The following is an 18,713-nucleotide window of genomic DNA, read 5'->3' on the forward strand; positions in this document are numbered from 1 at the left end:
CTCCGCCGCACGGCCGGTCGCCAAGGCCCACGCCCACCAGACTCGAAAGAAGCAGTGATTCACATGGCCAAGCGCATCGACGTCAGCGGCCTCAACGCCTACTACGGCTCCTTCCTGGCCATCGAGGACATCTCGATGACCGTCGAGCCCCGCTCCGTGACGGCCTTCATCGGCCCGTCGGGCTGCGGCAAGTCCACCTTCCTGCGGACGCTCAACCGGATGCACGAGGTCACCCCCGGCGGCCGGGTCGACGGCAAGGTGATGCTGGACGACGAGAACCTGTACGGGCCCTCCATCGACCCGGTGGCCGTGCGCCGCGAGGTCGGCATGGTCTTCCAGCGCCCGAACCCGTTCCCCACGATGTCCGTCTACGACAACGTGGCGGCCGGCCTGAAGCTGAACGGCCGGTTCAAGAAGTCCGAGATGGACGACATCGTCGAGAAGTCGCTGAAGGGCGCGAACCTCTGGAACGAGGTGAAGGACCGCCTGAACAAGCCGGGCTCCGGCCTCTCCGGCGGCCAGCAGCAGCGGCTGTGCATCGCCCGCGCGATCGCGGTCGAGCCGAACGTGCTCCTCATGGACGAGCCCTGCTCGGCCCTCGACCCGATCTCGACGCTCGCCATCGAGGACCTGATCGGTGAGCTGAAGGAGCGGTTCACGATCGTCATCGTCACCCACAACATGCAGCAGGCGGCCCGCGTCTCGGACCGCACGGCGTTCTTCAACCTCGCGGCGGTCGGCCAGCCCGGCAAGCTCATCGAGATCGACGAGACGGAGCGGATCTTCTCCAACCCGTCCGTGCAGGCGACGGAGGACTACATCTCCGGCCGCTTCGGATAAACCGTCCAGGACCCCTCGTGGTGCTGCATGGCGGTGCCACCACGAGGAAGGGCCCGCCCCTGGCTCCCGGGGGCGGGCCCATACTCTTCTCGCCGGTCGGCTCAGCGCCTCACAGCGCCACCAGCTTCACGATCCAGAACGACAGCGCGGCCACCACCGCCGCGGCCGGCATCGTGATGAACCACCCCATCACGATGTTCTTGGCCACGCCCCACCGCACGGCGTTCACCCGCTTCGTCGCCCCCACACCCATGATCGACGAGGTGATGACGTGCGTCGTGGAGATCGGCGCGTGGAAGAGGAACGACGTGGCGAACATGATCGACGCACCGGTCGTCTCCGCCGCGAACCCCTGCGGCGGGTCCAGCTCGATGATCTTCCGCCCCAGCGTCCGCATGATCCGCCAGCCACCGGCGTAGGTGCCCAGCGACAGCATCAGCGCACAGACGATCTTCACCCAGACCGGGATCGGGTCGCCGTAGTCCTCGACGTCGGCGATGACCAGGGCCATGACCACGATGCCCATCGTCTTCTGCGCGTCCTGGAGACCGTGGCCGAGCGCCATGCCCGCCGCCGAGACGGTCTGCGCGATCCGGAAGCCGCGCTTGGCCTTGTGCGGGTTGGACCGGCGGAAGAGCCAGAGGATCGCGGTCATCACCAGGTAGCCGACGACCAGGCCGACCACCGGCGAGATGAACATGGGCAGCACGATCTTGTCGACCACGCCGTGCCAGTACACCTTCGTCCCGCCGGCCAGCGCCGCGCCGACCATGCCGCCGAACAGCGCGTGGGAGGAGGACGAGGGCAGCCCGAAGTACCAGGTGACGAGGTTCCAGACGATCGCGCCGACCAGCGCGGCGAAGAGGATGCCCATGCCCGTCGAGCCCTCGGGCGTCTCGATCAGGCCCTCGCTGACGGTCTTGGCGACCCCGGAGCCGAGGAACGCGCCGGCGAGGTTCATCACGGCGGCCATCGCGAGCGCCGCGCGCGGCGTCAGCGCGCGCGTCGACACCGAGGTGGCGATCGCGTTGGCCGAATCGTGGAAGCCGTTGGTGTACGTGAAGAAGAGCGCGACCGCGACGGTCACGATCAGAGCGAAGGTGTCCATGGCGTGGGCTCAGGACTCCTTGACCGCGATGGTCTCCACCGTGTTGGCCACGTGTTCGAACGCGTCGGCGGCCTCTTCCAGCACATCCACGATCTGCTTCAGCTTCAGCACCTCGATGGCGTCGTACTTGCCGTTGAAGAGGTGGGCGAGCAGCTTGCGGTGGATCTGGTCGGCCTGGTTCTCCAGCCGGTTGACCTCGATCCAGTACTCGGTGAGGTTGTCCATGGTCCGCAGGTTCGGCATGGCCTCCGCGGTCAGCTCCGCGGCCCGCGCCAGCACCTCGATCTGCTGCTCGACGCCCTTCGGCAGCTCCTCCACGTTGTAGAGGACGACGAGGTCGACGGCCTCCTCCATGAAGTCCATGATGTCGTCGAGGGAGGACGCGAGGGTGTAGATGTCCTCGCGGTCGAAGGGCGTGATGAACGAGGAGTTCAGCTGGTGGAAGATCGCGTGCGTGGCATCGTCGCCCGCGTGTTCCGCGGCCCGCATACGCTCTGCGATCTCGGCTCGGGCGGATGCGTCCGCCCCGAGCAGTTCCATCAGGAGTTTCGAGCCCGTGACGATGTTGTCCGCGGACGCGGCGAACATGTCGTAGAAGCTCGTCTCCCTGGGGGTCAGACGAAAGCGCACGTGGGGTCCTCGGTATGCATCGGTTTCGGTCAGGCTGATGCTAGGCGCATCATCCGGCCACGGCTAACGGGCCGTCCCCCAGTGTCGCCCATCAGGCACAGTGATGAGCAGGGGGGCGGACCGGGGCCTGTTTCCGGACGCCGCGTACCGCACGAGCCACAGGCTCCTTACCCAGCGAAATTCGTTACCATATACCCACCTGGGGTATGTGACGGAGATCTGTCTCACGCTCCGTCCCTCGATCCCGTCTCACAGGAGGACGCGATGACGACCACCGAGGCCGGCGCCGGAGCGCCCTCCGCCACCGCGGGCACGGACGTGGTGACGGACCACGACCGCGGGATACACGGGTACCACCACCAGAAGGACGAGCACCTCAAACGGCTCCGCCGGATCGAGGGCCAGATCCGCGGCCTGCAGCGGATGGTCGACGAGGACGTCTACTGCATCGACATACTCACCCAGGTCTCCGCCTCCACCAAGGCCCTCCAGTCCTTCGCGCTGCAACTCCTGGAGGAGCACCTGCGCCACTGCGTCGCGGACGCGGCCCTCAAGGGCGGGACCGAGATCGACGCGAAGGTCGAGGAGGCCACGAAGGCGATCGGCCGGCTGCTGCGGACCTGACGCGTTCACGCTCCTCCGCCACCCGCAGCACCTCGTCGATGCTCTCCAGACTGAGCCGCTCCCGGGCGGCCGACGCCGCGATGATCAGCTCACCGCACAGCTCGATCTCGGCGAGGGCCTCGTGGTCCTGAACCGTCGTACCGCCGACCGGAGCCACGCGCATCACCTCGTCCCTGCCGTCACCGACTTCCTAGAGTAGGGAGCGCTCAACACCCCGCGCATGGCACGGACGGGCTAGTTCTTGGCGCCGACCCCCGCCCCGGCCCCCGCCCCGGTCTCCGCCCCGGCGTCCTCCGCGATCTCACCCGCGTAGATGTCGTCCTCGTCCGGCAGCCGTACGGTGACGGGGACCCCGAAGTCGTAGAGCAGCGTCGTCGAGGCCACCGCGACCGTGTGCCGGCCGCCCTGCGGACCCCCGTTGGCGAAGTCGAAGCGGTGGCGGACCTTGCGGACGCGGCCCTCGTCGTCGAGATAGGCGTCGAACGGCACGTCGGCGCTGGCGAACCCCTCGGCCGCCGCGCGCAGCGCCGTCCGCACGGCCCGCCCGGCGAACTCGGCGGCGCGGAGCAGGTCGGCGGTCCCCCGGTAGTGGTGCACCGGCGTCCCGGCCAGCTCGGTCCGGCCGACGTACTCCGCCTCGCGGGTGCCGCGCAGCACCTCCGCGGCGGCGAGGGGGTCCGTGGCACCGCCGGTCACGAGGTTCCCGTCGGACAGGCTCTCCGTCTCGACACGGACCCATTTGTCGGCCGGGACGCCGGCGCCGCGGTTCTTCATGAAGAGCGCGCCGGGCGTGAGCAGTTCGGTGATCGGCCTGCGGTCGGTGCTGCCGGCCGGGTCCTGCGGCAGCATCACCTTCAGCCGGCCGATCCGCTCGGCGAAGTCGTAGACGCCCTTGCCGCGGATGGTGACCCGGGTCCCGCCGCTGGCCATCTGCATCGAGGTCCGGGTCTTGGCGCTGCCGGCGGCGGTCAGCCGGTCGGCCGCCTCGCGCAGCGCCCGGACCGGGTCGCCGAGGCGGGCCCCGCCGACGACGGCGTCACTGTCCGAACAGCCGCCGGCACCCAGTCCGACACAGGCGACGACGCCCGCCGCGGCCCCGGCCGCGCCCACGCGCCGGTACCGCCCCTGCCTCCTGGTCATCGTCCGTCTACCCCCAGCCGTCACGCGGTTCCGGGCCGCCCGTCGACCGGGCTCAGAGCCTGTGTCTCTAACGACTTGCGGGCGACGCCGGTAACGTTGTGGCCGTGGCACAGCAGGACGGTCTCGAAGCCCCCCAGGACCTCCCGGAGCACCGGACGACGACGGTCGAGCAGGGTCCCTTCTGTTCGGCCCGCTGCTCCTGCGGCTGGCGCGGACCGGCCCGCAGGGCGAGAAGCCTGGCCCGCACGGACGCCCGCGAGCACTCCGGGACGTGACCGCCCGTCGGCGGACACCCCTCGGACAACTGTCGCCTTCCTGAACAAACTCCCGCCGCCCCGCCGGCCGTTGGAACCCGCGCGTCCGTCCCCTCGTCTCGTTCCACGGACCCCACGGGAGCGAGGACACATGGACCGGCGCACTTTCCTCGGCGGCACCGCGGCCGCCGGCGTCACGGTGACGGCGCTGACGGCGCTGACGGCGACCGCCTGCGACACCGGCTCCACATCCGGAGCGGGCGGCTCGAAGGGCGGCGGCACCGCCACCGCGACCGCGTCCTCCTCCGGCCGGACCGCCACCCCGCCCACGTCCGCCGACTGGAAAGCCCTCGGCGACTCCCTCGACGGCACCCTCGTCCTGCCCGACGACACCGACTGGCAGACGGCGTCGCAGCTCTACAACACCCGCTTCGACGACCTGGCGCCGGACGCCGTCGCCTACGTCGCGCACCCGGAGGACATAGGCACCGTCCTGTCCTACGCCCGCGCCCACGGCGTACGCCCCGCCATACGCAACGGCGGCCACTCCTACGCCGGCTGGTCCTCCGGTGACGGCCGCCTGATCGTCGACGTGTCGAAGCTCGACGCTGTCCGCGCCTCCGGCGGCGCGGCGGTCGTCGGCGCGGGCGCCAAGCTCATCGACGTCTACCGGACGCTGGCCGCCAAGGGTGTCACCGTCCCCGCCGGTTCCTGCCCGACCGTCGGCATCTCGGGCCTCACCCTCGGCGGCGGCCACGGCGTCGTCTCCCGCGCCTACGGCCTGACCTGCGACAGCCTGACCGGCGCGAGCATCGTCACGGCCGACGGCAGACAGCTCACCGCCGACGCCGACGAGAACCCGGACCTGTTCTGGGCGCTGCGCGGCGCGGGCAACGGCAACTTCGGCGTCGTCACCGAGCTGCGCTTCCGCACCCACACGGCCCCGCAGGCCGTCACCGGCTATCTGACCTGGCCCTGGGCGCAGGCCGCCGAGGTGTTCCTGGCCTGGCAGGAGTGGGGCCCGGACCAGCCCGACGAGATCTGGTCGTCCCTGCACCTGGACCGCAAGGCGGGCGGCGCCCCCACCGTCTCCGTCTCCGCCTTCTCCCTCGGCGGCTACGGAGAGCTGCAGAACGCCGTCGACCGCCTCGCCGACCGGGCCGGTGGCCCCGCGAGCGGCGTCTCGCTCAACCGGCACGGCTACGAGGAGTCGATGGAGGCCTACGCCGGCTGCTCCTCGTACGCGGGCGCCGAGTGCCGGCTGCCCGGCTCGACCCCGGGGCGTTCGGCCGAGGGGGAGCTGCTGCGCGAGACGTACGCCGCCGCCTCGGACTTCTACGACCGCTCGCTCTCCGAGGCCGGTGTCCGCACCCTGCTGGCCCAGCTGGACAAGCTGGGCGAGGTGGCGGACGGCGACGGCAGCATCGCGTTCACCGCTCTCGGCGGCGCGGTCAACCGGGTCGACCCGACCGCGACGGCGTTCGTGCACCGCCGCTCCCGCATGCTCGCCCAGTACCTGGTCTCCTGGCCGTCCGGCGGCAGCGAGGGCCACATCCCGCGGAACTGGCTCTCCGCCGCCCACGAGGCGATGCGCCCTTACGCGTCGGGCGCCGCCTACCAGAACTACGCGGACCCCGAGCTGAAGAACTGGCGCTCGGCCTACTACGGGGACGCGGCGGCCCGCCTGGCGAAGGTGAAGAAGCGGTACGACCCGGAACGGCTGTTCAGCTACGCCCAGGGAGTGTGACCACCGTCGGGAGGCCCAGGAGGGCTACGCGGCCAGGTCCCGTTCCCCGGCCTCGGCGGGCTCGCGCTCCGTGCGCGCGCCGGGGATCACGGCGTCCCCGTCCGCGCCTTTGCGGCTCCCCCGCGCGCTGATCAGCCACCCGACGCGCGGGGACCGCTCGATCGCGCGGGCCAGCGGGGTCAGCAGGGCCATCGCGACCGGCGACAGGAGCAGGGCCACCGCGGTGCCGAGCGCGAAGCCGCCGACGACGTCGGTCGGGTAGTGCACGCCCATGTAGACCCGGATGGCTCCGCCGAACAGCGCCAGCACGATCGCGACGAGGCCGAACTTGCGGCGGGCGACGAAGAGCGCGACGGCCATCGCCATGACGAGCGTCGCGTGGTCGCTCACGAAGGAGAAGTCGTTCTTGCCGTCGACGAGGACCTCCAGGCCCTCGTGGTCCTTGAACGGCCGGGGCCGCTCCACGAACCCGCGGATCGGCACGTTGACCAGGACGGCGATGCCGGCCGCGAGCGGGGCCCAGGCCAGCGCCGCCACCGCCGGGGCCGCGTCCTCGCCGCCCCGCCGCCGCACGCCCCACCAGCACCAGAGCACGAGGCCGAGGATGGCCAGGAGCAGCCCGTACTCACCGGTGAACTCCATGACCCGGTCGAACCAGTGCGGTGCGGCCTTGGCCAGCCCGTTGATGTCGTAGAGCAGGTCGACGTCGGGGTTCGACCCGGATTCGGCGAGTCCAGCCATGGTGCTGCGGCCCCTTCGTCATGTTCTTCGGCGCGCGCCGCGCGCCCTCCTGCCACCCCCGTGGTTGTAGATCCGCTTGGCGCCGCTCGGCTCGCACACCTACGCCAACAGGAACGCACGGTCCCCGTTCTTCCGTTCCACACTCCACCGAATGATCACGCAGACGTTATCGAAGAGAGACTCATCGCCGCAGCTCAGGGGAGGGGTTCACGCTCGGTTCAGACGTCCGTGGGGAGCGCTTTCGCGCCATCCTCGGTCACCCGGGTGGCCCCGAAGTAGTCGGGGGTGTCGATCGGGTCGAACCGGATGACGGCACCAGGACGGGGCGCGTTGATCATGTACCCGCCGCCGACATAAATACCCACATGCCGGATGGCACGGGAATTGGTCAGGTCGTCCGAGAAGAACACCAGATCGCCCGGGAGCAGCTCGTCCCTGGCGGGGTGCGGCCCCGCGTTGTACTGGTCGTTGGCGACACGCGGCAGGGTGATCCCCACCTCCTCGTACGCGGCCTTGGTCAGACCCGAGCAGTCGAAGCGTCCGCCCTGGTCAGCGGTGCCGTTGCCGCCCCAGAGATAGAGCGTGCCGAGCTTCTTCTGCGCGTACGCGATGGCGCCGGCGGCCTGCTCCGAGGGATCGACCCGCGTCTCGGGCGCCGCGAAGCTCTCCGCGAGCGTCGTAATCGTCTTCACGTAGTTCCGCGTCTCCGCGTACGGCGGGACGCCCCCGTACTTGATCACCGCGTAGGAGCCCGCGTTGTACGAGGCCAGCATGTTTTCGGTCAAGTTCCCCGGAACGTCGTCCACGTACTTCGCGAGGGTGCAGTCGTAGGACGCGGCCGAGGGAATCGCGTCGTTCGGGTCCCATACGTCCCGGGTGCCGTTGCCGTCCCCGTCGATCCCGTGGGTCGCCCAGGTGCCGGGGATGAACTGGGCTATGCCCTGCGCCGCGGCCGGGCTCTGCGCCTTCGGGTTGAAGCCGCTCTCCTGGTAGAGCTGGGCCGCGAGCAGCGCGGGGTTGATGGCGTCGCAGAGGTTGCCCCACTTCTGCACCAGTCCGGCGTACTCGGCGGGCACCGACCCCTTGGCGAGTCGCTTCGTACCGCCGCCGACGCCGTTGGCGAGGTTCCCGGCGACCAGGTACACCCCGACGACGAGCAGCATGACGAAGCCCATGCCGAGACCGACCGCGGCACCGCCGATCACCCACACTTTTCGCACGGCTCAACCTTCCCCCGCCCGAACCCCGTTCAGACGCTCTTCCGACAGTCTGGCGTTATTTCACCCCGGACCGGCCGCTCATGACGCACCGGCAGTCCATCAGCGGCACCACGGGCCCTCAAACAGCAGAGGTAGCCTTCGCCCACAGAACGAGTGATTCCGCTCACCCGTCCGCCCGACCGTCCGACCACCCATCGGACCTGACGGACCATAGAAGAGCACAACGACGGAGCCACACGACAGGTTTCGCATCAGCCTGATTGCCCGGCGTGACCTGCCGTGATACACAGAGTGACCATACGGTCCCGTGCATACCGGCCACGCCCCCCGAGCGCGACCGGCGTGAACCGGTGGCAAGGTTTTCGTACGAAACCCGCCAATCAATGACGCCGAGCGGACATCCGACGGCGACTTTGTCGGCGACAATGAGGCTTGACCTCTGCACGCCCGCAGAGGATGCGGAACTACCCACCAGGGGCGGTGACTTACATGCTCTTTGCGGCCGACAAGGGAGACATCAACACCATCATCGGCGGGATCGCTCCGGACTGGGGCCCCTTCGGGGCACTGGGGACCGAGGCGAAGACGCTGATCCAGGTCGTGATGGCGGTCGCCATCCTGCTCTGTCTCGGCATCGCGATCTGGGGTGCCGCCAAGCAGCGCATCGGCGCCACGGCGCTGCGCGACACCTTCAGCGCCGAGCAGGGCAAGGGCCTCATCATCGCCGGGCTGACCGGCGTCTTCATCATCGGATCGCTCGGCACGCTCTTCACCATCGTCTACGGCATGGCCGTGTAGCCGGCCGCCGGCCACCGCCCGCAGGTCCCGCGGGCACGCACGCCGGGCTTCCCGCGTCCCCTTCCCGTTCTCCCGAATCCCACCCGCCCGTCGTGCCCCCCGGCTGAGGTTGCGTCACCCTGATGTCCAGTCACCACACCGCGCCCACGCGGGAAGAAGCGCGGCTACCGTCGTACCGGTACGGCACGGGGCACAAGGTTTCGCACGACGTCGAGGGGGCGTACGCGGTATGAGTCTCGGAGACGAGCACCAGGCCTCCGGTGGGTACGGCGGTACGGGCCACACCCGTACCCGGCTGCCCGAGGGCGACAGCGACCCCTACGGCGCTCCCCGCAGAGGCGGCCGGTCGTCCTCCCGGAGCCTGGTCACGGTGGTCGGCGTGGTCGTCGTCCTGATCGCGGCGATCGCCTTCGCGAACCGTGGACGGGACGATTCCTCCGACACCGCGGAATCGGCCGGCAAGCCCCGCGCCTCGGCGACGGCCCCGACCGGAAACCAACCTGTCCAGGCCGGTTTCGCCCACGACGAGCAGGGTGCCCAGAGCGCCGCGGCCAACTACGCGGTGGCCCTCGGCTCGACCGGGATGTTCACCGAGGACACCCGGCACGACCTCGTCGACGCCCTCTACACCCCCGACGCGGCGGCCCGGCTGAAAGGCCCCATGGACTCCGCCTACTCGGCCGACTTCCTCGGCAGGCTCGGCCTCGACGCCGACGGCCGCGCGCCCGAGGGCAGCACCTTCGTCTCCCGCGTGACCCCCCTCGGCGCCACCGTCGAGAAGTACTCCGCCACCGACGCCCAGGTCTCCGTCTGGTCCATGGGCCTCATCGGCATGGCGGGGGAGAAGTCCACCGACCCCGTCACCTCGACGTGGCGGACCTGGACCTTCGACCTGCGCTGGACCGACGGCGACTGGAAGATCGTCAAGGACACGCAGAAGGACGGGCCCGCCCCGGTCCCCGGCGACGAGAGAGCCGCCACGTCCGACGAGATCAGCAAGGCCATCGAAGAGTACGGAGGGTTCACGTATGCCCGGTAGCCCGCGACGTGCGCTCAAGCTGGCCGGCCTGGCCGCCGCCGTCCAGATCACCCTCGTGACTCTGGCGACGCGCGCCGTCGCCGCGCCCACGCCGACCCCCACCGACGGCGCCTCGACGTCCCCGTCGCCGAGCGCCACCGAGTGCGACCTCATCGTCGGCGAGGCGAAGGACTACTGCGAGCAGGGCAGCGGAGCCGGCGACAGCGGCCCCTCCATCGACACCAGCTCCACCGCCGACCCCCTCTCCTCCCTCGCCAAGGGCTGCGCCGACGCCGCCGCCTGGACCGTCGACAAGCTCAGCGAGGCGGTGAAGGAGACCGCGAACGTCGACTTCACCAACCCCAAGTTCCTCCAGCAGTACGCCGTCGTCTTCGCGGCGTCGACCATCCTCACCCTGGTCCTGTGGCTGCTGGCGGTGGCCAAGCGCGCCGTGCGCGGCGTCCCCCTCACCACCGCCCTGTCCGAGGCCGTCGGCTTCCTCTGGCTGACCGTCCTCGCCTCGGCCTTCACACCGCTGATCCTCTACACCGTCGTCTCGGCGACCGACGGCGTCTCGGAGATCCTCGCCAAGGCCACCGGCGACCAGACCGACACGTTCTTCGGCACCTTCTCCGGCGCCCTGGAGAAGGGCGAGGACATCGGCGGCGGCCCGATCATGCTGATCGTCGTCTCCCTGGTCTCCATCCTCGCCGCCGGCGTCCTCTGGCTGGAACTGGTCATCCGCGCCGCCCTGCTCTACGTAGGCGCCCTGCTCGGCACCGTCGTGTACGCCGGACTCGTCGACAAGAACCTGTGGGGCCACGTCCGCCGCTGGGCCGGGATCATGATCGCGGTGATCCTCGTCAAACCGGTCATCGTGATCGTCCTCGGCCTCGCCGGAGCGCTCTCCGCCGACGACGGCCCGGACGCCTTCTCCGCCGTCGTCTCCGGCCTCTCCATCATCCTGCTGGCGATCTTCGCCTCGGCGATGATCTACCGCTTCGTCCCCGGCTTCGGCGACGAGATCGCCGGCTCCCGCAACAACCGCCTGATGCAGGGCGCCGAGGGCAAGGCCGCGGCCGTCATCAGCTCCCCCGCGACCCTCGTCGCCCAGGGCATCAAGACCCACAGCACCCGCAGCAACGGCCAAGGCGGCGGCCAGAGCACACCCCGGCCCGCCAACCCCGCCTCCGGCGGCGTCTCCGCGCACAGCTCGCGCGCCTCGAACGGCGGCGGCGGATCTGTCCCCTCCGCCGCACCCGCACCGCGCTCCGGCAGCCCGGTGAACACCCCCCACGCCAGCAACAACCGCAACAGCAGTAACAACCGCACTGGAGGTGAAGGGCGTTGACGACCGAGTCCCACGTGTCCCATCCGGTCACGCCCCGCCGTACCTATCTGATCGGCCGCGCCCGGCCCAACGCGATCATCGGCCGCAACCGGGAGACCGGTGAGATCGCGCTGATCGTCGTGGGCGCGGGCCTCGGCATGATGTGCGGCCTCATCGTCCCCCACCTCGCGCTGCGCATCGTGCTGCTGGCCGGCCTCCCCATGCTCGCGCTGGCCGCCGTCTACGTGCCGTACAAGCACCGCACCTTCTACAAGTGGTTCGAGATCAACCGCAGCTACAAGCGCACCGTCAAGCGGGGCACCGCCTACCGCTCCGGCGCCGTCGAGGCCGGCACCCGCTCCGACGGCCGCGAGGTGGAGATCGGCCCGCCGCCCGGCATCGGCCGCATCACCTGGCTGGCCGCGCCGTTCGGCCCCGACGAGATCGCCGTACTGCTGCACGCCGACCGCAAGACCGTCACCGCCGCCATCGAGATCGAGGGCCCCGGCGTCGGCCTGCGCGACTCCGAGGACCAGGAAGCCCTCGTCGACCGCTTCGGCACCCTGCTCAAGCACGTGGCCAACGGCGACGGCTTCGTCACCCGCATCCAGATGCTGGCCCGCACCCTCCCGGCCGACCCGGACGCGCACGCCAAGGACGTCGCCGTCCGCGGCGACACCACGTCCCTGCCCTGGCTCCAGCACTCCTACGACCAGTTGCAGTCGATGGTCTCCACCAGCAGCGAGCAGCACCGCGCCTACCTCGTCGCCTGCATGCACTACACCCGGGAACTCGCCGCCGAGGCCCACGCCATGGCCCGCGCCTCCCGGCCCCACGGCGGCCGCAAGCTCGACCGCGACGCCGGCCTCGCCGTCGTCATGGCCCGCGAGCTGACCGACATCTGCTCCCGCCTCCAGGAGGCCGACATCCGCGTCCGCCAGCCCCTCGGCCAGGGCCGGCTCGCCTCCCTCGTGCACTCCATGTACGACCCGGACCACCCCATCGACCACATCCAGGCGATGACCAAGCGCAACGCCTGGCCGGCCGAGCTGGACGCCATGGAGCCCACGTACCTCCAGGCCAAGACCCGGGAGTCCACCACCCGCGCCCCCTGGTGCCACGCCACGGCCTGGGTGAAGGAGTGGCCGATGACCCCCGTCGGCGTCAACTTCCTCGCGCCCCTCCTCGTCCACACCCCCGACGTCATCCGCACGGTCGCCGTCACGATGGACCTCGAACCCACCGAGGTCGCCATCGAACGCATGCTGACCGAGAAGACCAACGACGTCGCCGAGCAGTCCCGCGCCGCCAAGATGAACCGCACCGTCGACCCCCGCGACATGGCCGCCCACAACCGCCTGGACCAGCGCGGCGAGGACCTCGCGAGCGGCGCGGCCGGCGTCAACCTGGTCGGCTACATCACCGTCTCGGCCCGCAACCCCGAGGCCCTCGCCCGCGACAAGCGGACCATAAGGGCCTCGGCCGGAAAGTCGTACCTGAAACTGGAGTGGTGCGACCGCGAGCACCATCGCGCCTTCGTGAACACGCTTCCGTTCGCCACCGGCATCCGAAGGTAGGGGCTGAGCCTGATGCGGGATCCGCTGACCGTCCTCACCGAAGCCTTCACGTCCTTCCTCTTCGGGAAGGTCGAGACGACCCGCCTGCCGGTCCGCACCTCCACCGGTCAGGCCCAAGCGGTCTACCTGCCCACCGCCGCGCCCGGACTCGGCGACTCCGGCGTGATCATCGGCCGCGAGGTCTACTCCGGCAAGGGCTACATCTACGACCCGTTCCAGCTCTACGGCCAGCAGCTCCCGGCCCCCCACTGGCTCGTCCTCGGCGAGTCCGGCAACGGCAAGTCGGCCCTGGAGAAGACGTACGTCCTGCGCCAGCTCCGCTTCAAGGACCGCCAGGTCGTCGTCCTGGACGCCCAGGGCGAGGACGGCGCCGGCGAGTGGAACCTCATCGCCCAGGAGCTGGGCATAACACCCATCCGCCTGGACCCGATGGCCGCCCTCGACCAGGGCATCCGCCTCAACCCCCTCGACCCCGCGATCACCACCACGGGCCAGCTCGCGCTGCTCCGCACGATCATCGAGGTCGCCATGGGCCACGGCCTGGACGAACGCTCCGGCTTCGCCCTGAAGGTCGCGCACGCCTACGTCAACGAGACGATCGTCGAGCGCCAGCCCGTCCTCACCGACATCGTCGAACAGCTCCGCCACCCCGAACCCGAGTCGGCGGAGGCGATGAACGTCGCCATAGAGGACGTACGGGCCTGGGGCCTGGACGTCGCCCTCGTACTGGACCGCCTCGTCGACGGCGACCTGCGCGGCATGTTCGACGGCCCGACCACGGTCGGCATCGACCTCGACGCCCCCCTCATCGTCTTCGACCTCTCCCACATCGACCGCAACTCCATCGCCATGCCGATCCTCATGGCGATCGTCGGCGTGTGGCTGGAACACACCTGGATCCGCCCCGACCGCAAGAAGCGCATCTTCCTCGTCGAAGAGGCGTGGCACATCATCAACAGCCCGTTCGTCGCCCAGCTCTTCCAGCGCCTGCTGAAGTTCGGCCGACGCCTCGGCCTGTCCTTCGTCGCGGTCGTCCACCACCTCTCCGACGTGGTCGACGGGGCGGCGGCGAAGGAGGCGGCGGCGATCCTCAAGATGGCCTCGACGAGAACCATCTACGCCCAGAAGGCCGACGAGGCCCGCGCCACCGGCCGCGTCCTGGGCCTCCCCCGCTGGGCCGTGGAGATCATCCCGACCCTCACCCCCGGCATCGCCGTCTGGGACGTCAACGGCAACGTACAGGTCGTCAAACACCTGGTCACCGAGACCGAACGCCCCCTGGTCTTCACCGACCGCGCGATGACCGAGTCCTCCGTCGACCACGCCGACGACGCGCTGCGCGCCGCCGAACGGGAGGCCGAGGAACGGGCCGCGGCCTTCATGGAACAGCACATCGGCGAGTCGTCGGAATCGACGGTGGCATAGAGGAGACGGACCGATGAGACCGGACGACCGGCGATCCGGCGGCCAGAGCGGCGGCATCCCCGACGGCCTGCTGCTCGGCCTGCTCGGCTTCCTGCTCGGCGTGACCGCACTGGTGTGGACGGCGACCGGCCTGGCCGGCCTCTTCGCCCACGGCTCCTGGCCCCGCTCCATCTCCGTCGCCCGCACCCCCATGGCCATGCGCCACCTCGCCGCAGAGCCGCACGACATCACCGGCGCCTGGCCCGACACCCCGGCCGCCGACCTCTCCGGCTACGGCCTGTTCTGGGGCCTGTTCATCGGCCAGCTGATGATCCTGATCGTCCTGGCGGTCTTCGTCCTGGGCACCCTGGCCCGCTGGCGGGCGGTACGCCGCAGGAGGCGGGAGACACCGCCGGTACTGGAGAAGCAGGCACCGCAGCAGGCACCGCAGAAGGCACCGGGGAGAGAGGCACCGGAGGAAGAGGCACAGCCGCTGCCGACGGTGCCGCAACAGGCGCAGCCGAGGGCAGAGGACCCGCCCGCCTCTTCGACGAACGGTGAGCGGGTGGATGGGTGGGAAACGCACCGTGCCGAAGGCGCGGTGCGCTACGGCCCACGGGACGCCCGTCACTCGACCGCGGCCGGAGCGATCCGCGACGCGGCCGGCCCCGCCCTGGTCGTCACCTCGAACCCGGCCCTCTGGCAGGAGACGAAGGACCCCCGCGCCAAGCTGGGCCCCACCCACCTCTACGACCCCGCCCACCTCTGCGACACCCCGTCCCGCCTCCACTGGTCCCCCACGGCCGGCTGCGAGGACAAGGACACGGCCGCCGTCCGCGCCACCGCCCTCCTCGCCCCCGTACGCCCCACCGCACGGCTCGACCAGGCGGTCACCGACACCGCGACCACCCTGCTCCGCAGCTATCTGCACGCCGCCGCCGTGGACGGCCGCACCGTCCGGCACGTGCACCGCTGGACGCAGGGCCTCCAGGTCCAGGACGCCGTACGCATCCTCCGTACCGCCGCGAAAGCCGCCCCCGGCGCCGCGGGAGAGCTGGAGGCCGCGCTCACCGCACACCCCGAACGCCGCGACATGGCCCACGGACTGACCACCCGGGCCCTCTCCGCCCTCTCCGTGGTCAACATCCGGGAATCATGCACTCCGCACCGAAGTGACACCCTCGCCTTGGATTCCTTCATCCACGAAGGGGGAACCCTTTACGTGGTAGGGGAATCCATCGAGGACCCCAGGACGGACCCCGGCGCGATGCCGCTTCTGACGGCCCTCGTCTCCAGCGTGGTCGAGCACGGCCGGCGCATGGCCGAACGGTCATCCTCCGGTCGGCTCGACCCACCACTGACGCTCGTCCTTGACGACGTCGCCGCGGTGGCTCCGCTTCCCCGTCTGCCGGAGCTGATCGCCACCGGAGCGGACCGGGGCCTGCCGGTCCTGGCTCTGCTCCGGTCCCGCGAGCAGGCCCGCGCCCGCTGGCCGCACGACGAACTGCCGGTCTGACGCTCATCCGGCCCTCAGCGCCCTTCGAGCACGTACTCCAGCTCGTTCTGACCCGGCGCCGAGGCCAGCGGGATCTTCCGCCCGGTCGCCACGAAACCGAGCTTGCGGTACAGCCCCCGCGCCCGCGCGTTGTCCTCGTGCACGATGAGGCGCACCCGTTCGACGCCACGCCCCCAGGCCCAGTCGAGGCCGGCCGCGAACAGCGCCTTGGTCAGCCCGCTCCCCCGCCACTCGGGCCGCACGTACACCCCGACGACGTGGCCCTGTCGCAGCTCCACGGGGTACCCCGCCCAGTCCGTGGTCCCCGGCTCCTCCAGCAGCACGGTCACCGTCCCGAGCCAGGCCCCGCCCGGCCCTTCGGCGACGACCTGCCGCACCGTCGCGGACGACTCGGCGCCCCCGGCGGCCCGCTTCTGCCAGAACCCGTCGGGCCGCTCCACGGCCTCCTCGTACCGGTCGAGGAACGCCAGGTGCGCCACCGGGTCCTTGAGCATCCGCAGCGCGAGCTCCCGCACCGCGGGCCACTCGTCGGCGCGGATGGGGCGGATCACGTAGTCACCGGGCGGCGAGGCAGTCATGCGGGTCACCGTAGTCCCCCGGTACTACCTTCCTCATCTCATATACGCCCCCCGGCGGGCGCCCCGCCCGCCGCTCTCCCGCACCATGGAGCCCGTGACGGACGAACGGCACGCGGAGCCCCTCACCGAGTACGTCCAGCGGACCACATGGCGCGTACGCGCCCTCGACCGGCGCCACCCGCTGGTCTGGGACCTGCTCATCACCGGCTTCTGGGTGACGGCCGCCCTGATCGACGGCATGGGCGGCGGCTGGCTCAACGTGGCCCTCGACCCGACCGTCCCCGACGGCCTGATCCTCACCCTGAGCCTCGGCCTCTCCCTCCCCCTGCTGTGGCGCCGCACCCACCCCCGCACCGCGCTGCTCGCCGTCGCGCCCTTCGCCTTCGTCAACGCGTGGACCGGCGCCGTCCTCCAGGCCGCCCTGCTCCAACTGCTCCTCGTCTACCACCTGGCACTCCGCCGCCCTCTGCGCCACCTCGTGTGGGCGACAGCACTGATCATCGCCCCCATATCCGTGACGCTGTCCCGGTACGACGGCGAGGGCACCTGGAACCAGCAGCTCGGCTCACAGCTGCTGAGCATCGCCACGGCCGTCCTGATCGGCGTGACGGTCCGTACCCGACGCGACCGCACCGAGGCCCTGGAGGACCGGGCCCGCCGCCTGGAGACCGAGCGCGACCAGCAGGCACAGCTCGCCGCGGCGGCCGAACGGGCCCGTATAGCCCGCGAGATGCACGACATCATCGGCCACCACCTGTCCGTGGTGACGGGCCTCGCCGACGGCGGCCGGTACGCCGCGGCCAGGTCCCCCGAGCGCGCCGCCCAGGCCCTGGACGCCATCGCCACGACGAGCCGCGAGGCCCTCGGCGAACTGCGCCGCCTCCTGGACGTCCTCCGCGACGACGAGCAGGAGAAGGCCGAGCTGTCCCCGCAGCCGTCCCTCACCGACCTGGACCGCCTGATAAGCGGCGTCCGCTCCGCCGGCCTTCCGGTCCGTACGACCGTCCAGGGCACGGCGAGCCTCGCCCCGGGCCGCCAGCTGGCCGTCTACCGCGTCGTCCAGGAGGCCCTCACCAACACCCTCAAACACGCCGGCCCCGACGCCACCGCGCACATCGACCTCGCCTACGCGGACGGGGGCGCCGTCACGCTCACCGTCACGGACTCCGGCCACGGCGGCCCGGTGACCGCTCCGACCGACGGCCGCGGCCTCCCCGGAATGCGCGAACGAACGGCCCTGTACGGGGGGACACTTGAGGCCGGCCCCCGCACCGGCTCCGAACGGGGCTGGCGTGTCCGCTTTCACCTCCCGGAGGAACGACCGCAGTGACCACCGTCCTCATCGCCGACGACCAGCCCCTCCAACGGTTCGGCTTCCGGATGCTGTTGGAGAGCCAGGACGACATGACGGTCCTCGGTGAGGCGGCGAGCGGCGGCGAGGCCGTCCGCATGACGGCGGAGCTCCGTCCCGACGTGGTCCTCATGGACGTCCGCATGCCCGGCCTGGACGGCATCGAGGCGACCCGCCGCATCACCGCGGCGGGCGACCGCACCCGGGTGCTCATCCTGACCACGTTCGACCTGGACGAGTACGCCTACTCGGGCCTGCGCGCCGGCGCGTCCGGCTTCCTGGTGAAGGACGCCCAGCCGGAGGAACTCCTCTCCGGCATCCGTGCCGTCGCCTCCGGTGACGCGGTGGTGGCGCCCGGCCTCACCCGCCGCCTCCTGGACGCCTACGTCCACCACCTGCCGGCCCACACGGCGTCCGCTACGGCATCCGACCCCCGCCTGGACTCCCTCACGGACCGCGAGCGCGAGATCCTGACTGTCATCGGCCGGGGCTGGACCAACACGGAGATAGCCGCCCGTCTCCACCTCGCCGAATCCACGGTGAAGACGCACGTGGGCAGAATCCTGGCGAAGACGGATTCCCGGGACCGCGTCCAGGCAGTCATCCTCGCCTACGACACCGGACTGGTCTCCTGAAACTCTTGAAACTATCCAGAAACGCAGAAAGCCCCCGCACCGTGAGGTGCGGGGGCTTTCTCAAGAATTGTTCGGCGGCGTCCTACTCTCCCACAGGGTCCCCCCTGCAGTACCATCGGCGCTGTAAGGCTTAGCTTCCGGGTTCGAAATGTAACCGGGCGTTTCCCCTACGCTATGACCACCGAAACACTATGAAACTGTC

General features: G+C 70.7%; 19 protein-coding genes and 1 rRNA gene. 12 read left to right on the top strand and 8 right to left on the bottom strand.

Translation table 11 applies throughout. The annotated features are described in order from the left end of the window. Positions 1-63: 63 nt before the first annotated feature. Entirely contained in the window at positions 64-840 is a 777-nt protein-coding gene (gene pstB, locus UW392_RS65855; protein ID WP_320785052.1) for a phosphate ABC transporter ATP-binding protein PstB, read from the top strand. Between the two features lie 109 nt (positions 841-949). Here the strand turns inward: pstB and UW392_RS65860 are convergent, their stop codons facing one another. Further along, positions 950-1,948, bottom strand: coding sequence for an inorganic phosphate transporter (locus tag UW392_RS65860; protein ID WP_320785053.1), 999 nt, complete (start codon positions 1,946-1,948; stop codon positions 950-952). A gap of 9 nt (positions 1,949-1,957) precedes the next feature. Beyond that, complete coding sequence (locus tag UW392_RS65865) at positions 1,958-2,578, bottom strand: DUF47 domain-containing protein (RefSeq protein WP_189421789.1); 621 nt, start codon at positions 2,576-2,578, stop codon at positions 1,958-1,960. Between the two features lie 264 nt (positions 2,579-2,842). On the opposite strand from UW392_RS65865, the gene UW392_RS65870 reads away from it, so the two are divergent. Then, on the top strand, positions 2,843-3,202 hold the full coding sequence (locus UW392_RS65870) for a metal-sensitive transcriptional regulator (protein ID WP_320785054.1): 360 nt from the start codon (positions 2,843-2,845) through the stop codon (positions 3,200-3,202). Here the strand turns inward: UW392_RS65870 and UW392_RS65875 are convergent. Together UW392_RS65875 and UW392_RS65880 are read right to left on the bottom strand one after the other, a co-directional pair. Further along, on the bottom strand, positions 3,129-3,365 hold the full coding sequence (locus UW392_RS65875; protein ID WP_320785055.1) for a hypothetical protein: 237 nt from the start codon (positions 3,363-3,365) through the stop codon (positions 3,129-3,131). The genes UW392_RS65870 and UW392_RS65875 overlap by 74 nt on opposite strands. A 71-nt stretch (positions 3,366-3,436) precedes the next feature. After that, positions 3,437-4,342, bottom strand: coding sequence for a hypothetical protein (locus UW392_RS65880; protein WP_320785056.1), 906 nt, complete (start codon positions 4,340-4,342; stop codon positions 3,437-3,439). Positions 4,343-4,446: 104 nt separating this feature from the next. On the opposite strand from UW392_RS65880, the gene UW392_RS65885 reads away from it, so the two are divergent. Both UW392_RS65885 and UW392_RS65890 read left to right on the top strand, forming a co-directional pair. After that, the gene (locus UW392_RS65885; protein ID WP_320785057.1) at positions 4,447-4,617 is read left to right on the top strand and encodes a hypothetical protein; all 171 of its coding nucleotides are present in this window, start codon (positions 4,447-4,449) and stop codon (positions 4,615-4,617) included. A gap of 130 nt (positions 4,618-4,747) precedes the next feature. Further along, the gene (locus UW392_RS65890; protein WP_320785058.1) at positions 4,748-6,343 is read left to right on the top strand and encodes an FAD-binding oxidoreductase; all 1,596 of its coding nucleotides are present in this window, start codon (positions 4,748-4,750) and stop codon (positions 6,341-6,343) included. Positions 6,344-6,367: 24 nt separating this feature from the next. On the opposite strand, the gene UW392_RS65895 is transcribed toward UW392_RS65890, so the two are convergent. Together UW392_RS65895 and UW392_RS65900 are read right to left on the bottom strand one after the other, a co-directional pair. Next, positions 6,368-7,084, bottom strand: a complete 717-nt coding sequence (locus UW392_RS65895; protein ID WP_320785059.1) for a phosphatase PAP2 family protein — start codon at positions 7,082-7,084, stop codon at positions 6,368-6,370. Positions 7,085-7,302: 218 nt separating this feature from the next. After that, positions 7,303-8,259, bottom strand: coding sequence for a bifunctional lytic transglycosylase/C40 family peptidase (locus tag UW392_RS65900; protein WP_320785069.1), 957 nt, complete (start codon positions 8,257-8,259; stop codon positions 7,303-7,305). A 534-nt stretch (positions 8,260-8,793) separates the two neighbouring features. On the opposite strand from UW392_RS65900, the gene UW392_RS65905 reads away from it, so the two are divergent. From UW392_RS65905 to UW392_RS65930, 6 genes are all read left to right on the top strand, one after another. Beyond that, complete coding sequence (locus UW392_RS65905) at positions 8,794-9,102, top strand: hypothetical protein (RefSeq protein WP_020122912.1); 309 nt, start codon at positions 8,794-8,796, stop codon at positions 9,100-9,102. 229 nt (positions 9,103-9,331) lie between these two features. Then, complete coding sequence (locus UW392_RS65910) at positions 9,332-10,141, top strand: hypothetical protein (RefSeq protein WP_320785060.1); 810 nt, start codon at positions 9,332-9,334, stop codon at positions 10,139-10,141. Beyond that, positions 10,131-11,471 carry a hypothetical protein gene (locus UW392_RS65915; protein ID WP_320785061.1) on the top strand — a complete coding sequence of 447 codons (1,341 nt, stop codon included), beginning with the start codon at positions 10,131-10,133 and terminating at the stop codon, positions 11,469-11,471. Before UW392_RS65910 ends, UW392_RS65915 begins: the two co-directional genes overlap by 11 nt. Continuing rightward, on the top strand, positions 11,468-13,027 hold the full coding sequence (locus tag UW392_RS65920; RefSeq protein WP_320785062.1) for an SCO6880 family protein: 1,560 nt from the start codon (positions 11,468-11,470) through the stop codon (positions 13,025-13,027). The genes UW392_RS65915 and UW392_RS65920 overlap by 4 nt, the downstream gene beginning before the upstream one ends. Positions 13,028-13,039: 12 nt before the next feature. Next, on the top strand, positions 13,040-14,452 hold the full coding sequence (locus UW392_RS65925; protein ID WP_320785063.1) for an ATP-binding protein: 1,413 nt from the start codon (positions 13,040-13,042) through the stop codon (positions 14,450-14,452). A 13-nt stretch (positions 14,453-14,465) separates the two neighbouring features. Beyond that, entirely contained in the window at positions 14,466-15,947 is a 1,482-nt protein-coding gene (locus UW392_RS65930; RefSeq protein ID WP_320785064.1) for a TraM recognition domain-containing protein, read from the top strand. A gap of 14 nt (positions 15,948-15,961) precedes the next feature. Here the strand turns inward: UW392_RS65930 and UW392_RS65935 are convergent, their stop codons facing one another. Beyond that, positions 15,962-16,525, bottom strand: coding sequence for a GNAT family N-acetyltransferase (locus tag UW392_RS65935; protein ID WP_320785065.1), 564 nt, complete (start codon positions 16,523-16,525; stop codon positions 15,962-15,964). Between the two features lie 85 nt (positions 16,526-16,610). Between UW392_RS65935 and UW392_RS65940 the strand changes: the two genes are divergently transcribed. Together UW392_RS65940 and UW392_RS65945 are read left to right on the top strand one after the other, a co-directional pair. After that, positions 16,611-17,855 carry a sensor histidine kinase gene (locus tag UW392_RS65940; RefSeq protein ID WP_320785066.1) on the top strand — a complete coding sequence of 415 codons (1,245 nt, stop codon included), beginning with the start codon at positions 16,611-16,613 and terminating at the stop codon, positions 17,853-17,855. Continuing rightward, a complete protein-coding gene (locus tag UW392_RS65945) occupies positions 17,852-18,511 on the top strand; it encodes a response regulator transcription factor (RefSeq protein WP_320785067.1) in 660 nt (219 codons plus the stop codon). Before UW392_RS65940 ends, UW392_RS65945 begins: the two co-directional genes overlap by 4 nt. A gap of 69 nt (positions 18,512-18,580) precedes the next feature. On the opposite strand, the gene rrf is transcribed toward UW392_RS65945, so the two are convergent. Beyond that, positions 18,581-18,697, bottom strand: a 5S ribosomal RNA gene (gene rrf / locus UW392_RS65950). Positions 18,698-18,713: the final 16 nt, after the last annotated feature.

The organism is Streptomyces sp. CRN 30 (assembly GCF_034105845.1).

What these genes read in the sequence shown, in the direction of transcription:
- UW392_RS65880 (WP_320785056.1), bottom strand. Translation starts at nt 4,342, where the DNA reads ATGACCAGGAGGCAGGGGCGGTACCGGCGCGTGGGCGCGGCCGGGGCC.
- UW392_RS65895 (WP_320785059.1), bottom strand. Translation starts at nt 7,084, where the DNA reads ATGGCTGGACTCGCCGAATCCGGGTCGAACCCCGACGTCGACCTGCTC.
- UW392_RS65915 (WP_320785061.1), top strand. Translation starts at nt 10,131, where the DNA reads ATGCCCGGTAGCCCGCGACGTGCGCTCAAGCTGGCCGGCCTGGCCGCC.
- UW392_RS65890 (WP_320785058.1), top strand. Translation starts at nt 4,748, where the DNA reads ATGGACCGGCGCACTTTCCTCGGCGGCACCGCGGCCGCCGGCGTCACG.
- UW392_RS65875 (WP_320785055.1), bottom strand. Translation starts at nt 3,365, where the DNA reads ATGCGCGTGGCTCCGGTCGGCGGTACGACGGTTCAGGACCACGAGGCC.
- UW392_RS65910 (WP_320785060.1), top strand. Translation starts at nt 9,332, where the DNA reads ATGAGTCTCGGAGACGAGCACCAGGCCTCCGGTGGGTACGGCGGTACG.
- UW392_RS65925 (WP_320785063.1), top strand. Translation starts at nt 13,040, where the DNA reads ATGCGGGATCCGCTGACCGTCCTCACCGAAGCCTTCACGTCCTTCCTC.
- UW392_RS65905 (WP_020122912.1), top strand. Translation starts at nt 8,794, where the DNA reads ATGCTCTTTGCGGCCGACAAGGGAGACATCAACACCATCATCGGCGGG.
- UW392_RS65930 (WP_320785064.1), top strand. Translation starts at nt 14,466, where the DNA reads ATGAGACCGGACGACCGGCGATCCGGCGGCCAGAGCGGCGGCATCCCC.
- UW392_RS65860 (WP_320785053.1), bottom strand. Translation starts at nt 1,948, where the DNA reads ATGGACACCTTCGCTCTGATCGTGACCGTCGCGGTCGCGCTCTTCTTC.
- UW392_RS65900 (WP_320785069.1), bottom strand. Translation starts at nt 8,259, where the DNA reads ATGGGCTTCGTCATGCTGCTCGTCGTCGGGGTGTACCTGGTCGCCGGG.
- pstB (WP_320785052.1), top strand. Translation starts at nt 64, where the DNA reads ATGGCCAAGCGCATCGACGTCAGCGGCCTCAACGCCTACTACGGCTCC.
- UW392_RS65940 (WP_320785066.1), top strand. Translation starts at nt 16,611, where the DNA reads ATGGAGCCCGTGACGGACGAACGGCACGCGGAGCCCCTCACCGAGTAC.
- UW392_RS65870 (WP_320785054.1), top strand. Translation starts at nt 2,843, where the DNA reads ATGACGACCACCGAGGCCGGCGCCGGAGCGCCCTCCGCCACCGCGGGC.
- UW392_RS65935 (WP_320785065.1), bottom strand. Translation starts at nt 16,525, where the DNA reads ATGACTGCCTCGCCGCCCGGTGACTACGTGATCCGCCCCATCCGCGCC.